At 36.7% G+C, this 12,176-nt stretch carries 15 protein-coding genes and 1 riboswitch; of the genes, 7 read left to right on the top strand and 8 right to left on the bottom strand.

What is annotated here, in order from left to right:
* Nucleotides 1–44: 44 nt before the first annotated feature.
* Nucleotides 45–1,061, bottom strand: coding sequence for a YdcF family protein (locus MKX57_RS21240; protein WP_239355415.1), 1,017 nt, complete (start codon nucleotides 1,059–1,061; stop codon nucleotides 45–47).
* A 184-nt stretch (nucleotides 1,062–1,245) separates the two neighbouring features.
* On the opposite strand from MKX57_RS21240, the gene MKX57_RS21245 reads away from it, so the two are divergent.
* Nucleotides 1,246–1,710 (top strand): hypothetical protein, encoded by a 465-nt coding sequence (locus MKX57_RS21245; protein ID WP_008176901.1) that lies wholly within the window; start codon nucleotides 1,246–1,248, stop codon nucleotides 1,708–1,710.
* Nucleotides 1,698–1,985, top strand: a complete 288-nt coding sequence (locus tag MKX57_RS21250; protein ID WP_008176904.1) for a DUF2653 family protein — start codon at nucleotides 1,698–1,700, stop codon at nucleotides 1,983–1,985. The genes MKX57_RS21245 and MKX57_RS21250 overlap by 13 nt, the downstream gene beginning before the upstream one ends.
* Nucleotides 1,986–2,033: 48 nt before the next feature.
* Here MKX57_RS21250 and MKX57_RS21255 read toward each other — a convergent pair whose 3' ends face one another.
* Together MKX57_RS21255 and MKX57_RS21260 are read right to left on the bottom strand one after the other, a co-directional pair.
* Nucleotides 2,034–2,402, bottom strand: a complete 369-nt coding sequence (locus MKX57_RS21255) for a potassium channel family protein (RefSeq protein WP_174804750.1) — start codon at nucleotides 2,400–2,402, stop codon at nucleotides 2,034–2,036.
* Between the two features lie 182 nt (nucleotides 2,403–2,584).
* Nucleotides 2,585–3,145, bottom strand: a complete 561-nt coding sequence (locus MKX57_RS21260; protein WP_089987279.1) for a TetR/AcrR family transcriptional regulator — start codon at nucleotides 3,143–3,145, stop codon at nucleotides 2,585–2,587.
* Nucleotides 3,146–3,289: 144 nt separating this feature from the next.
* Here MKX57_RS21260 and MKX57_RS21265 point away from each other — a divergent pair, with 144 nt between their 5' ends.
* Nucleotides 3,290–4,405 carry an alpha/beta fold hydrolase gene (locus MKX57_RS21265; RefSeq protein WP_089987278.1) on the top strand — a complete coding sequence of 372 codons (1,116 nt, stop codon included), beginning with the start codon at nucleotides 3,290–3,292 and terminating at the stop codon, nucleotides 4,403–4,405.
* Between the two features lie 94 nt (nucleotides 4,406–4,499).
* Here MKX57_RS21265 and MKX57_RS21270 read toward each other — a convergent pair whose 3' ends face one another.
* The 3 genes from MKX57_RS21270 to MKX57_RS21280 all read right to left on the bottom strand — a co-directional run bounded on the left by MKX57_RS21270 (nucleotide 4,500) and on the right by MKX57_RS21280 (nucleotide 7,631).
* Nucleotides 4,500–6,122 carry an S-layer homology domain-containing protein gene (locus MKX57_RS21270; protein ID WP_342550584.1) on the bottom strand — a complete coding sequence of 541 codons (1,623 nt, stop codon included), beginning with the start codon at nucleotides 6,120–6,122 and terminating at the stop codon, nucleotides 4,500–4,502.
* 102 nt (nucleotides 6,123–6,224) lie between these two features.
* Nucleotides 6,225–7,391 carry an endonuclease Q family protein gene (locus MKX57_RS21275; protein WP_043990225.1) on the bottom strand — a complete coding sequence of 389 codons (1,167 nt, stop codon included), beginning with the start codon at nucleotides 7,389–7,391 and terminating at the stop codon, nucleotides 6,225–6,227.
* Between the two features lie 69 nt (nucleotides 7,392–7,460).
* On the bottom strand, nucleotides 7,461–7,631 hold the full coding sequence (locus MKX57_RS21280) for a hypothetical protein (RefSeq protein ID WP_170844197.1): 171 nt from the start codon (nucleotides 7,629–7,631) through the stop codon (nucleotides 7,461–7,463).
* Nucleotides 7,632–7,772: 141 nt separating this feature from the next.
* Between MKX57_RS21280 and MKX57_RS21285 the strand changes: the two genes are divergently transcribed.
* The 3 genes from MKX57_RS21285 to MKX57_RS21295 all read left to right on the top strand — a co-directional run bounded on the left by MKX57_RS21285 (nucleotide 7,773) and on the right by MKX57_RS21295 (nucleotide 9,093).
* Nucleotides 7,773–8,354: a TetR/AcrR family transcriptional regulator gene (locus MKX57_RS21285; RefSeq protein ID WP_043990255.1), complete on the top strand. Its 582-nt coding sequence runs from the start codon at nucleotides 7,773–7,775 to the stop codon at nucleotides 8,352–8,354.
* 71 nt (nucleotides 8,355–8,425) lie between these two features.
* The gene (locus tag MKX57_RS21290) at nucleotides 8,426–8,779 is read left to right on the top strand and encodes an SMR family transporter (protein WP_008176915.1); all 354 of its coding nucleotides are present in this window, start codon (nucleotides 8,426–8,428) and stop codon (nucleotides 8,777–8,779) included.
* Nucleotides 8,779–9,093: an SMR family transporter gene (locus MKX57_RS21295; RefSeq protein WP_008176924.1), complete on the top strand. Its 315-nt coding sequence runs from the start codon at nucleotides 8,779–8,781 to the stop codon at nucleotides 9,091–9,093. Before MKX57_RS21290 ends, MKX57_RS21295 begins: the two co-directional genes overlap by 1 nt.
* A 77-nt stretch (nucleotides 9,094–9,170) precedes the next feature.
* Here the strand turns inward: MKX57_RS21295 and MKX57_RS21300 are convergent, their stop codons facing one another.
* Together MKX57_RS21300 and MKX57_RS21305 are read right to left on the bottom strand one after the other, a co-directional pair.
* Nucleotides 9,171–9,962, bottom strand: a complete 792-nt coding sequence (locus MKX57_RS21300) for an ABC transporter ATP-binding protein (RefSeq protein WP_008176926.1) — start codon at nucleotides 9,960–9,962, stop codon at nucleotides 9,171–9,173.
* 5 nt (nucleotides 9,963–9,967) lie between these two features.
* Nucleotides 9,968–11,014: an iron chelate uptake ABC transporter family permease subunit gene (locus tag MKX57_RS21305; protein WP_089987272.1), complete on the bottom strand. Its 1,047-nt coding sequence runs from the start codon at nucleotides 11,012–11,014 to the stop codon at nucleotides 9,968–9,970.
* 195 nt (nucleotides 11,015–11,209) lie between these two features.
* Nucleotides 11,210–11,401: riboswitch (cobalamin riboswitch) on the bottom strand.
* Nucleotides 11,402–11,555: 154 nt separating this feature from the next.
* Here MKX57_RS21305 and MKX57_RS21310 point away from each other — a divergent pair.
* Nucleotides 11,556–12,152, top strand: coding sequence for a biotin transporter BioY (locus tag MKX57_RS21310; RefSeq protein ID WP_090003202.1), 597 nt, complete (start codon nucleotides 11,556–11,558; stop codon nucleotides 12,150–12,152).
* The last annotated feature ends 24 nt before the right edge of the window (nucleotides 12,153–12,176 follow it).

Below are 12,176 nucleotides of genomic sequence, written 5' to 3' on the forward strand. Positions count from 1 at the left end.
AAAACTGCCTTGCCACTATTATATGGAAGACAGTTGAATTTTGGTTACACATATGCTCGCAACAGTAAGCCTATAAATAGCGCAATGATTAAAAAAACTGTAATATGGGCCCATTTATTCATTTCTAATAAGCCTATAAATTCTCTTGTAAATGCATTAGGAACATAGTAGAAGGCTGTTTTTGAGCCAACCCCTTCTGCATCTAGTTTTGCTTTTTTTGCATAGAGACTTGCGCGAAATACGTGAAAATTATTTGTCACAAATATGGAACGGTATTTTTCGCCTTGAGCATGTTGATCCATTATATTTTTCGTAAAAATCATATTTTCTTCTGTATTGGTCGACTGATCTTCCATTAGAATTTTATTCGCAGGAATATCATGGACATCTAATAAATAGGTTTTCATAGCCCTAGCCTCTGATACTTTTTCATCAGTCCCTTGACCACCTGAGACAATGATAAATGGTCTTTCCCCGTACTTTTTGTATTGCTTTACCGCTTCATTTAAGCGACTTGCTAAAAGTGGTGGAACTCTATCGCCAATTAATCCTGATCCTAGGGCTATTATATAATTTGGTTCATAGCGAATAGGTGTGAAATGATACAATACAGCATATGCTAGGACACTTGTGTATAAAAACATTGTATAGCCAAAAATTAAAAACGCATAGAAGAAAAGAATATGCCAAAGCACATTTTCAATCTGAATAAAAATGACGAATACATACCATATCATCATAATAACAAAACTTAGCCCCAAAATAGCTAACATTAAATTCCGTACTTTACGTCCTTCCTTCTCTAACAAAACCTTACTATTGAAAAACATGGCTATAGATAAAATAAACATGATACTAGGAAAGCTTCCTAGCATAATAAAAATTCCCATTTCTGAAATGATGCCCTGATCATTTGGCAGCAATAAAGGATACTGCATAATGAACGCTCTGATTATATATACCCCTATTAAACCAAGAGCTACCGCGTTGAGGAAACGCCTTTTTTCTGTCAGATACAGCAATAAAAATATGGAGATGAAGGTTATTAATGTGACTAGCATCGTTTCACCCCTTTCTATTGTATAATTTCCACAAATACTTCATCTGTCACTATTTGTTCAAATTTTTTGATATTGCTCATTTCTAGAAGGTATTGGTTTTATTTTTTAATAAAGTTCATGTAATATTACTATATAAGAACTAGTTTATGACCAAACCAAAAATTATATTGGAGGAATGTAAGTAATGAAAAAAATTCTTGCCGCTCTATTTGCAGCGACACTAATATTTTCCACAGTTGGTGCAACATTATTCATCTCTGATACACCAACAGCAGAGGCTAAATCCTATAAATCAGGTAAAAAAGGCTTCTCAAACAATAACAATAGCTCAAATATCCAGAAGTCTCAGGACACTTCTAAAGATCAAAAAAATGCCACAACAAATAAAAACAACACAAACTCAACAAATAAAGCTGATACAACCAAAAAAGGTGGTTTCTTCTCAGGTGGCCTTATGAAAGGATTAATGCTTGGGGGACTTGCAGGTTTATTATTCGGTAGCTTATTTAGCGGTATGGGTTTACTAGGAAATATTTTAGGTTTACTCATTAACGTAGCTGCAATTGCCGTTATTGTGATGCTAGTCGTAAAAATTATGAATATGTTTAAAGATAAAAAACGCAAAGAGGAAGCCCAATGGCACAAATAATTAACGAGCAAGATATTATTAACGCTATTTGTTTATCTCAAGCGTATTATAAGAGCATTCGCCCCGAGGATGTTATCGTCGAATTGACATACGATGATGACACAGGCTTCGGTGCGGAGGTTGAAGTAAATGGTCAAATCGAAATACTCAATACAGGAGCCATGATTGGTGCCTTGCGTGTTTGGATAAAAGATGTTCTCCATGGTGATCCTTTTTCAACAGGTATTGAACTTGTTTTAGACGATGAAGAAGGCATTATAGCAAAGCTTTCATAAAATATAGCCGTACAATGAATCTTTCATCAGATTCATTGTACGGCTATTCTACTTTTTCAAATGTTTCTTAACCGCAACCTCTTCCTCTTCATTTAAGGAAAAGTCTACAATAGAGCGGCCAAGCGTGAGCAACATAATAAACATTACACCCGTACCTACAATTAGATAGATCATTGTAAAAATCTTGGAGAACGAGGTTGTTGGGTATAGCCCCGTTTCTACGCCTGTTGGAATCAAGCTGACTACAGCAAAATACATAGCATCTAGCCAATACCAACCCTCTGTCCCCTTGTAAAACAAAGTACCCGATAGAATGATGAGGAATAGTGTCGTAAATAATGATAGGAACTGTGGTCGTTTAAATGACCGCCACAATCCTTTAACTAATCTTTTGGCAGATAAAATAAATGAAAACATCCTCATTTTCCTCTCTTTAATTCAGTAAATTCAATATATGTACAAATTAAAAACACTACGTATATTCATATATTATCCTCTAACCCACGTATTTACCTACTATAATTTCTTCTAGACGAATCTTATTTCTTTCAGTCATCTACTAACACCCAATAACTATCATTAGAGGGCGTTCAACCTATTTATTTTTGAACCTGTTCAAAAATATACTGTTGTAATTTATGGACAAGTTCAATCGCATTTTTATCCTTTTCGCTTTTTAAAGTCCAGTTGATGTGCACCATAGCATTTGCAGTATACAGTTGAGCCAGGTAGTCAATAGAGACATTAGGATCGCTTAGTTTTTCGTTCAAATAAGATAAACAAGCTTGGTATAAAATCCCCTCTAATTCAACACGCAAATTTGCAAAAGGAACATGTACATTTAATAGTGTTGCAATCTCTCTCTTATTTGCAGCAGTTTGGTCCATGATCATTTCAATTACTTGAGCAACATGTCCCTGGTCAGCAGAAACAAAGCGGAATGATATTTCATTTTTGAAAAAAGTGATATACTTGTTCACCATTTTTTCTAGCAAATCATACTTATCTACAAAGTGACTATAAAAGGTGGATTTGCTAATTAACGAACGGCTACAAATATCTTTTATCGTAATTTGATTGAAATCTTTTTCATTCAACAAAATAATGAATGCTTCTGTAATACTTTTTTTTGTCTTGTATACTCGAACGTCCTCTGCCATACAATCAATCCCCCTTAAAAAGAAGCTTTTCGAACCATTCTTTATACAATGTACGATTTCCTACTTTTTCAACTCATTTGCTTATTGTTAGACCTTATGGAGCACTTTATCATGGGTTTTGTAATTAATAAGAGGAGGGATACAATGTTTAAAAATTATGTTAACAATGAACAATTTAACTTGCAAATCAATCGTTTCTTAAATGACTATTATCAGAATGATGAAAGGGCTAACCATGATTTAAAAGGTATTATTCCAAGATTAACTGATTTAGAAAGCTGGTATGAAGCTTGGCTAGAGTATGCGATAAAGCGAGAAGAACAGTACCATTATGATCTTGCATCAGTCTACTATCAAGCTGCTGAATTTTATCTAGCTCCATCAGATCCAAACAAAAATAGAATGTATCAAAAATATCGGGAGACTTTCTATAAAGGTTTTAATGATTTTGACTATGAACCCTATCAAGTTCCCTATGAGAACTCCGTACTACCCGTAATTAAATTAATTAAACCTAGTGCCAATAAAACGTTACTGGTATTCGGTGGCTATGATTCCTATATGGAAGAAATGGTGAAGATGATGAGCTTCATTAGAGGAATTGATTATAATATTATCGTTTTTGACGGTCCTGGGCAGGGGTCAGCATTAAAGAATGGTTTAAAATTCATTCATAATTGGGAAAAACCGGTCGCTGCAATCATTGACTATTTTCAATTAGATCGGGTCAGTATTATGGGTGCTTCCTGGGGAGGCTACCTAGCGATGCGTGCGGCAGCATTTGAAAAACGGATTGACAAAGTGATAGCATTTAATATTTTCTACAGCGGTCTTGATGCATTAAAGATTAGAATGCCCGAAGATATCTGGAGTAGACTGACTGCTCTTTTAGCTACTAATAAATCAGATGATGTCAATGCAATTATTGAAAATATGATGGCCACAAACATCGACTTAAAGTGGAAGGTAATGAAAGGAATGGAGAATACAGGTGAGGAAACGCCGTTTACATTAATTAAAAATTTTGAGAAACATACGATGGCTGGAATCGGTCAGTTTATTAATCAGGATGTATTACTTCTTGCTGGAGAGGATGATCAATATGTTCCAATTAGCCGTCTACCACAAATCCAGCGTGAACTGTGTAATGCTGCTTCAATCACTACGAAAATCTTTACCAAGGAAACCGGTGGTGAACAACACTGTCAGGCTGGTCATCGTGACTTGGCATTTAATGAAATGAAAATGTTTTTGAAATAGTGGTATCACAAAGAAAAATGATACAAAAGCTTTCATTTACTATAGCGAAAACGTCAAAAGGTAGAGATGTTGTTTCACCTCTACCTTCAATTTTTTATTTAGTGAATAATTGATTCAGATTCACCATCATTTTAGCTGTTTGCCCTCTTGTAGTTGAAGCTGCCGGTGAATACTTCTGTCCATCTCCCGACACAATTCCTAGCTCAAACAACATCGTAATGGCATGTTTTGTCTCTGCATTATAAGATGCAATATCTGTAAATGGTGAGCTTCCTTGGACAATATAAGGCTGTTTAAATTGTTGCTCGTAGGCACGCTCAATCATCAATGCTAATTCAGCGCGTGTTACAGGTTTTGCAGGGTTAAACTTCCCATCGGCTCCCTTAATAATGCCATGTGCATACGCTGCCGCAATTTCCGACTGTGTTTTCGCATTATAATTAACGATATCTGTAAATGGCGCTTTTTCCTGCGTTGTTATTCCCAAACTTCTCACTAATATAGAGGCTACTTGTGCGCGTGTCACATTTTGATTAGGTTTAAATGTGCCATCTGGATAGCCATTCATCATCCCTGCTTCTGCTGCTTGTTGAATATAATCTTTTGCCCAATGATTCGCTGTATCTGTAAAACGAATTGTTTCTCCTGAAGTGAAAGTCGCTGTTGGATTTTGAACACTTTCATTACCAGCAGCATCAATTGCTTTTACTGTAATTGTGTAGGCTGTATGCTCAGTCAAATCTGTAAGCGTCGTCTCGGTTGTATCAGCAGGTACTGTTGAAGTTAATTTGCCATTTACATATACTTTGTATTTCTCCACACCAACATTATCCGTCGCTTCTTGCCACTTTACATCCACCGTTTTACGATCTTTTACATGGACTTGAATAGCTTTCGTTACATCCCATAAGCTACTAGTTTTTATGATTGGTAAAAATGCCTCATTTGCTACTGCAAAATAACCTGCTTCACTTAAATGAATATTTTCTGGATTTGGAAGATAGCTTGGAACATCCTTTGCCACAACATCAGATGTAGGTACAAAAAACGCTCCAGCCTTTTCAACTGTCGTTTTAATAGTTGTATTCATTGTAGCCAATAGTATTTTAAATTGATTTTGTAAGCTCTCACTATAATATGGGAATGAATTATAATAGCCCATCACATAAATTTCTGCTTGTGGATTTAATTTTTTTATTTCAGTTAAAATTGCTGCAATATTGGTTACAGCCTCTTTTGTAGCCTTTATGATGGCGAGTGTATCAATTCCGGCTGTCTGTGATTCTTTTAATATTGGCAGTAAGTCATTAGCGCCTACAGTTAACGTGATAATCTCTGCCTCTTTAATAGATGCTTTTAATTTAACCTGTTCCATAGGATAGCCAAAACCAGTCACTGTTTTGGCAACATCATTTTGTATATCTGCCAACACATTTTTTGTTGTATAGCCTGACATTGCAAAACCTTTATTATAAGAAGTAATGAAGCCCTCTTTTTGTAAAGCTTGTGCAACAAAATCTGTGTAGCCTAATCCAATTGCACCGACCTCATTCATTCCATGTGCAATTGAATCACCTAGAGCTATATAATCTGCCTGAGTAGTCCAACTTGGTGCTATGTAATCTCCTGTTTCTTCAGCAATCGCAGCGACAGGTATTGTTAACTGTAATGCAAGCATGCTTGTGGCTAAAAAACGGAATTTCTTTGAAAATTTCATACATTCTCTCCCCTACCTAAAAATAGTAATTGTTTTAACTATTTTACTAGAAGGGAGTTAAAAATAGGTTAAAAAACCAATAATCTTTTTAAATCATTTTTGCTATTCAATGTGGACCTTCCCATAAATTCCACCACCACCAACTTCAATATTTAAATGACCTGTTCTCGCAGCATCTATTAATTTGGCCATTTTTTGTGGCACAATTTGTTCAAGTTGTTCGATGGTTACTCGATGTAAAATATTCATCTCTGTTCCAAATGCTTGCAGTAATCGTTCCATCATTTTTGGGCCAATACCAGGAATAAAATCGAGCGGTACTTGATGGATATACAGTGGTCTATTTTTTTCGTGTGTAAAATCCTCTGATAATTCCTGTATACGTGAAGCAACACCCTTTATGATTTGTGGACTTCCACAGTTCGAGCAAATTATAGCTTCGTTACTAAGTTGTTCTCCGCACTTACCACAAACTGTTTGATGATATTTACCAAGTAATGGATTCAAGCCATAATTGGCGATGATTGCTCGTCCCTGTTGTTCACGAAGAGCCATTTGTAATTCTACAAAGTTTGCGTCTGCTAATCGTAATTTTTGATACTCTCGTGCGAGTTTCCCAAGAGAATGCGCGTCAGAATTACTCACAAATGGATATGCTTGAAGCTCTTTAATATGGCGTACCATATTTGTATCTGAGCTTAACCCTAATTCAATTGCATCTATTAGCTGGGGATCAAAAACTTCTGTTAGACTGTGATGAACACCTTTGCCATATAAACTTTTAAAGGGAGTAAATACATGAGCAGGAATAAATAGCCCTCCCAACTCATGAACTTTTTGTTGCAATGTTCTTCCATCACAGTAAATTCGTTGTGAGCTTAAATGAATATTTTTCATATGCTGAGACATCCAATTTGAAAATTGCTCCATGAGCAATAATGTAGGAAAGTAAGCAAGCACATGAATGGGACCATGGCAATATTGATCATAGATTTCTATTTCTGAACCTGGTATCAGTGTCGTTTCTTGAAAACGCAGTCCACCCTCTGCCAGTTCCACGAGTTCACCTTGGTCAATCATCTCTTTCATTTCCTCTATAACCTCAGGCGAATGACAATCAATAATACCAATGATGTCCAGTCCTTTTCTTGCACTAGCAGTCTCTAATATGCGCGCTAATGTCAACGTTTTACTACCAGTAATTTTCACAGCACGTCCTTTAGCTGTGCGGCCAATATGAATATGTAAATCAGCATAAAACTCTTTCATGTTCATTCACTCCTTAAACGCTACTTAAAATGAAAATACCTTACATGACTGCAAGGCATTTCACATTTATTATGATGGATGATTATTGGTTGTGCTATTATTTTCCTCATAAGCCCCAGAGCTATTTGGTGGCATAGATGATGAATCATAGGCAACTAATGTGACACCCATTTTTTTCTCCAGTTCATTAATTTTCGCAAGTTGCTGTGAATCTAATTGTGCAAATTTAATGTTTTCCATTGTCATCAATCCTTTCAAACATAAAGTTCCCTGAAGTTAAAACAACTATACTCGCCGAAAATGACTGACTATCAGTCATTTTTCGTTGACATTCATTTTTCTCTCCTGTAACATACTAATAAGTAAGGCAAAGTGAGGGATATCATGTCAAAAGAAGAAAAAATTATTCAAGCAGCCATTGAAGTATTTCGAGAAAAAGGTATTGAAAAAACAAAGGTTTCAGATATCGTAAAGACAGCTGGTATTGCACAAGGAACATTTTATCTTTATTTCCCATCGCGTCTTTCGGTTATGCCCGCTATTGCCAAAAATATGGTAGAGCGCATTATGGCTACTGTCGAAGAAGGTGTTTCAGATCATAAACCCTTTGAACAGCAGCTTGAAGAAGTGGTAGAGATGATTTTCTTAATTACGAAAGAATATGGAGATATTGTCGCACTTATTTATGCGGGTATTGCACAAACTGAGCATTTGAAAGAGTGGGAAAACATCTATTCACCCTACTATGCTTGGATGAGTAATTTTTTATTAACGGCTCAGCGACAAGGAATCATCCGAGATTCCATTAATCCATCGCGATCAGCCAAGCTTATCATTGGTCTAATCGAATCTGCTGCCGAACAAATTTATTTGTTTGACGATAGCAAGGATGAAACCATGCAGCAGCTTAAGCTTGAGCTTCTAGACTTTTTATATCACGCACTTGGCCTACGTCACGCATAAGTGGCGTTCTCTTTTATCCCAAAAATGACTGAATGTCAGTCATAAAATTCTACTACGGAAGGAATTTATTTATGCAAAAAGAATGGATGTATGTTGGACTAACAAGTTTATTTGAATTGTTTTGGATATTCGGTTTTAACGTAGCAAATACATGGTGGCATTGGATCATTATTGTATCTATTATCGCTGTTGATTTTCACTTCTTATCGAAGGCTTGTGAAAAACTCCCTACGGGTACTGTCTACGCAATTTTCGCTGGAGCAGGTGCAATTGGTACGACATTAATGGATATTTTTATTTTCAATGGTGATTTTAATGCAATTAAAGGGATATTCATGGTTATTTTAGTATTGGGCGTTATTGGCCTAAAATTGGCGGATAATCCATCGAAGGATACTAGTACGACAAAAGGAGTGGATGCATAATGGGCTGGGTATTCGTTATATTAGCAGCAGTGGCGGAAATAGTCGGTGTCATTGGTTTACGCTTTTATAGTCAACATAAAACCGTACGAAATTTATTATTATACGTCGGAGGCTTTGGTTTATCCTTTGCACTTTTATATGCTTCCTTCAACTATTTACAACTAAGCATCGCCTATGTTGTTTGGGTTGGTATTGGAACTGTAGGTGCCGTGCTGGTCAATATTATGTTCTTTGGGGAATCTAAAAACCTTGCACGAATCATCAGCATCATTGCGATTATCATTGGAGTTGCAGGTTTAAAAGCGGTATCTTAATAGTAGATGACAAAGGGCGCCCTCTTATATGAAGGAGCGCCCTTTTTTATTAGATGGTGTTGAATGATCGTGGCAAACTAAATAGGGTTGCCCCCTCTTGCGAATTGTTCAGGGACATATGTAAGATACGGCTTACCCGTCAGTGAATGTGTTTGAATATCAGCAAATACTCCAAATACTTCTCGCAACAATGATGGTGTAAGTACTTCTTCTGGTGTACCATGGCAAACAATGCGTCCGCGCTGTAAAACATAAATTTGGTCACAGTACATAGCGGCGATATTCAAGTCATGGAGAGCGGCTACTACTGTTAGATGCAAAGTTTGAATTAAGTCCATCAGTTGAAGTTGATGTTGAATATCTAAATGATTTGTTGGTTCATCTAATATAAGGACCTGTGCTTGCTGAGCGAGTGCTCTTGCCACCATAACACGCTTCTTCTCCCCACCGGAAAGTGAGCTAAAGCTTCGTTTCGCTAGGTGCAATATGCCCGTTTGCTTCAAAGCATCTTTTACAATTTGAAAATCTTGCTCCTGATCAAGCTCTAATAGCTTTTTATGTGGAGTCCTTCCCATACTGACTAAATCATGAACAGTAAAGTCAAATAATACGGGTGTTTCTTGACTAACAACGGCTAAATTTTTAGCAATGGCTTTACTAGATTGCTTTAAAATATCTTGTTCATTTAACAAGACTGTCCCACTTTCTGGCTTTAGGAGACGATACATATTTTTAAGCAATGTCGACTTCCCACTACCATTGGGGCCAATTAACCCGACAAATTGCTTTTCCTTTATTTTTACACTTACCTCGTGAAGTATTCGCTGATCGTAAATGGAGAATGATACTTGTTTTGCTTCTAATGTCATGGAAGTTAATCTCCTTCACCGAAAGAATAATTATTACGACGGAGTAACCAAATGAAAAACGGTCCCCCACAAAAGGCTGTAATAATACCGATTGGCATTTCCTGTGGAGCAATAATAATTCGAGCTAATGCATCTGCCCAAACTAAGAAAATCCCTCCTAATAAAGCACTGACCGGTATTACATATTTATAGTTAGAACCAACAATTAATCGTACTATATGCGGAATGATTAATCCCACAAATCCGATAGAACCGCTCACTGCTACAAGTACCCCCGTTAAAAGTGAGACAAGTAAAATGAGCTGTATGCGAAATTGTTGAAGATTCACTCCTAATGTTACCGCAGCCTCTTCCCCAAGTAATAGCAAATTTAAATTTCGATAGAATAGCCATAAAAGCCCGAACACAATGAAAAAGATGGAGGCCGGAATAATAATATTATTCCATTTTGCTCCCGCTAAGCTGCCTAACATCCAAAACATAACAGCCTTTAAAGCTCCCTCTTGCTTTGACATCATTAATATAAAATTAGAAATGGCAGTTAATATAAAGGAAACTGCCATCCCTGCCAATAGCAAGCGAAAAATCGAGACACGGCCACCTACGCGCGATAAGAAAAACACTAAACCAATTGCGAGCAAAGACCCTATAAAGGCTGATACAGAAAGTGCGTAGATACCTAAAAATGAAAAAGCACCTAAAATAATTACTGAAGTTGCTCCAACTGCTGCTCCTGAAGAAATTCCTAAAATATATGGATCTGCAATGGAATTTCGTACAAGTGCCTGAATCGCTGCCCCTGCAATGGCTAAACCCGCTCCTACAATTGCGGCAAGGATGACGCGGGGTACTCTTATTTGCCAAATAATAATTTCCTGTGAGCGACTCCAATCTTGCTCTATCGTTTGTTGTATAAAGGGTATTTTCGAAAGAATTACTTTCCATACATATAATGGCGTCACCGAAACAGATCCAACCATTACAGCAAATGTCATGGATACAATTAATACTAAAAGAAGCACTAAAGAAAATAACATAAATTTTTTATTCATTCATTAAACTCCTACTAAGATGATGAATGAAGCAATTAAATATACTTTCGCATAATGTAGGTCAGATGATCTTACTTCAGTTGGCACTCAATAAAAAAAGGGCATTTCATGCAAAAATACGCACAAAAATACCCTCGAATAAACAAAGTCAGAAAATCCAGCTATTGTCCGTAATTGCTTGCATCCTCGTGGGCATTACAGGTATTACTTATTGGCAGGTCTCCTGACTTCGATTCATCATCCTATAAATAGCCTTCCCATTTTTAACAGTGGCAAATAAACATGATAGGACTCCTCGTTACAGTTGCGGGACAGCGTCGGACTTCCACCGACTTCCCTTTTAAGTGACATTGTTTAAAATGTCACACCAATAGTATGTAAAGTTAAAAAATTATGACGATTCTATCATACATTTTTATAGATAGTTAGTCTACAAGGAATTTCCAACACACTTAAGTTAACCTACAATTATAATTAAGTTGACACATTTGTTTTAGTTTTTTACACTAACGATAAATACTTTGAAATTAGAGGTGAAGTCATGTCAACAGTATCAGAACAAAGTCATCCAAAATTAAAGACGGTAGATATTGCCTATATTGGAATATTTTCTACCCTCATGATGATCGGTGCCAATATAACTTCCTTTGTGCCCTTTATGACAGTGGGAGGAGTGCCGATTACTCTACAAACCTTTTTTGCCATTTTAGCCGGACTTATTTTGGGTAGTAGGAAGGGAGCGCTTGCCTGCACAGTCTATATGTGTATTGGATTAGCAGGAGCACCTGTCTTTGCTCGCTTTGGTGGAGGGTTCAGTCAACTATTAAGCCCTACTTTTGGATTCATTATCACCTTTATTTTAGCAGCATATGTTGCCGGTTTAATGGTAGAGCGAAGTGGTACAAAGAAAAGCTATATGCTAGCCGCATTCATCGCAACTGCTATCAATTATTTAGTAGGTACAAACTGGATGTTTATTGCGTATAAACTATGGGCCAGTGCGCCAGAGGATTTTTCCTATAAATTAGCGTGGCTCTGGATGATTCCCCCACTCCCAAAAGATATTGTTTTAGCTATTTTCGCTGGTATTTTAGCGTACCGACTACAAAAAACATTGAAAATCATGCCCATTCAATAGCGCTTCCATCCACTTCTTTAGTCA

The sequence above is a fragment of the Lysinibacillus sp. FSL M8-0216 genome (genome assembly GCF_038595555.1).
Classification (GTDB): domain Bacteria; phylum Bacillota; class Bacilli; order Bacillales_A; family Planococcaceae; genus Lysinibacillus; species Lysinibacillus fusiformis.

What these genes read in the sequence shown, in the direction of transcription:
- MKX57_RS21295 (WP_008176924.1), top strand. Translation starts at nt 8,779, where the DNA reads ATGGGCTGGGTATTCGTTATATTAGCAGCAGTGGCGGAAATAGTCGGT.
- MKX57_RS21310 (WP_090003202.1), top strand. Translation starts at nt 11,556, where the DNA reads ATGTCAACAGTATCAGAACAAAGTCATCCAAAATTAAAGACGGTAGAT.
- MKX57_RS21280 (WP_170844197.1), bottom strand. Translation starts at nt 7,631, where the DNA reads ATGGAAAACATTAAATTTGCACAATTAGATTCACAGCAACTTGCGAAA.
- MKX57_RS21290 (WP_008176915.1), top strand. Translation starts at nt 8,426, where the DNA reads ATGCAAAAAGAATGGATGTATGTTGGACTAACAAGTTTATTTGAATTG.
- MKX57_RS21245 (WP_008176901.1), top strand. Translation starts at nt 1,246, where the DNA reads ATGAAAAAAATTCTTGCCGCTCTATTTGCAGCGACACTAATATTTTCC.
- MKX57_RS21240 (WP_239355415.1), bottom strand. Translation starts at nt 1,061, where the DNA reads ATGCTAGTCACATTAATAACCTTCATCTCCATATTTTTATTGCTGTAT.
- MKX57_RS21275 (WP_043990225.1), bottom strand. Translation starts at nt 7,391, where the DNA reads ATGAAAGAGTTTTATGCTGATTTACATATTCATATTGGCCGCACAGCT.
- MKX57_RS21265 (WP_089987278.1), top strand. Translation starts at nt 3,290, where the DNA reads ATGTTTAAAAATTATGTTAACAATGAACAATTTAACTTGCAAATCAAT.
- MKX57_RS21305 (WP_089987272.1), bottom strand. Translation starts at nt 11,014, where the DNA reads ATGAATAAAAAATTTATGTTATTTTCTTTAGTGCTTCTTTTAGTATTA.
- MKX57_RS21250 (WP_008176904.1), top strand. Translation starts at nt 1,698, where the DNA reads ATGGCACAAATAATTAACGAGCAAGATATTATTAACGCTATTTGTTTA.
- MKX57_RS21255 (WP_174804750.1), bottom strand. Translation starts at nt 2,402, where the DNA reads ATGTTTTCATTTATTTTATCTGCCAAAAGATTAGTTAAAGGATTGTGG.
- MKX57_RS21270 (WP_342550584.1), bottom strand. Translation starts at nt 6,122, where the DNA reads ATGAAATTTTCAAAGAAATTCCGTTTTTTAGCCACAAGCATGCTTGCA.
- MKX57_RS21260 (WP_089987279.1), bottom strand. Translation starts at nt 3,145, where the DNA reads ATGGCAGAGGACGTTCGAGTATACAAGACAAAAAAAAGTATTACAGAA.
- MKX57_RS21300 (WP_008176926.1), bottom strand. Translation starts at nt 9,962, where the DNA reads ATGACATTAGAAGCAAAACAAGTATCATTCTCCATTTACGATCAGCGA.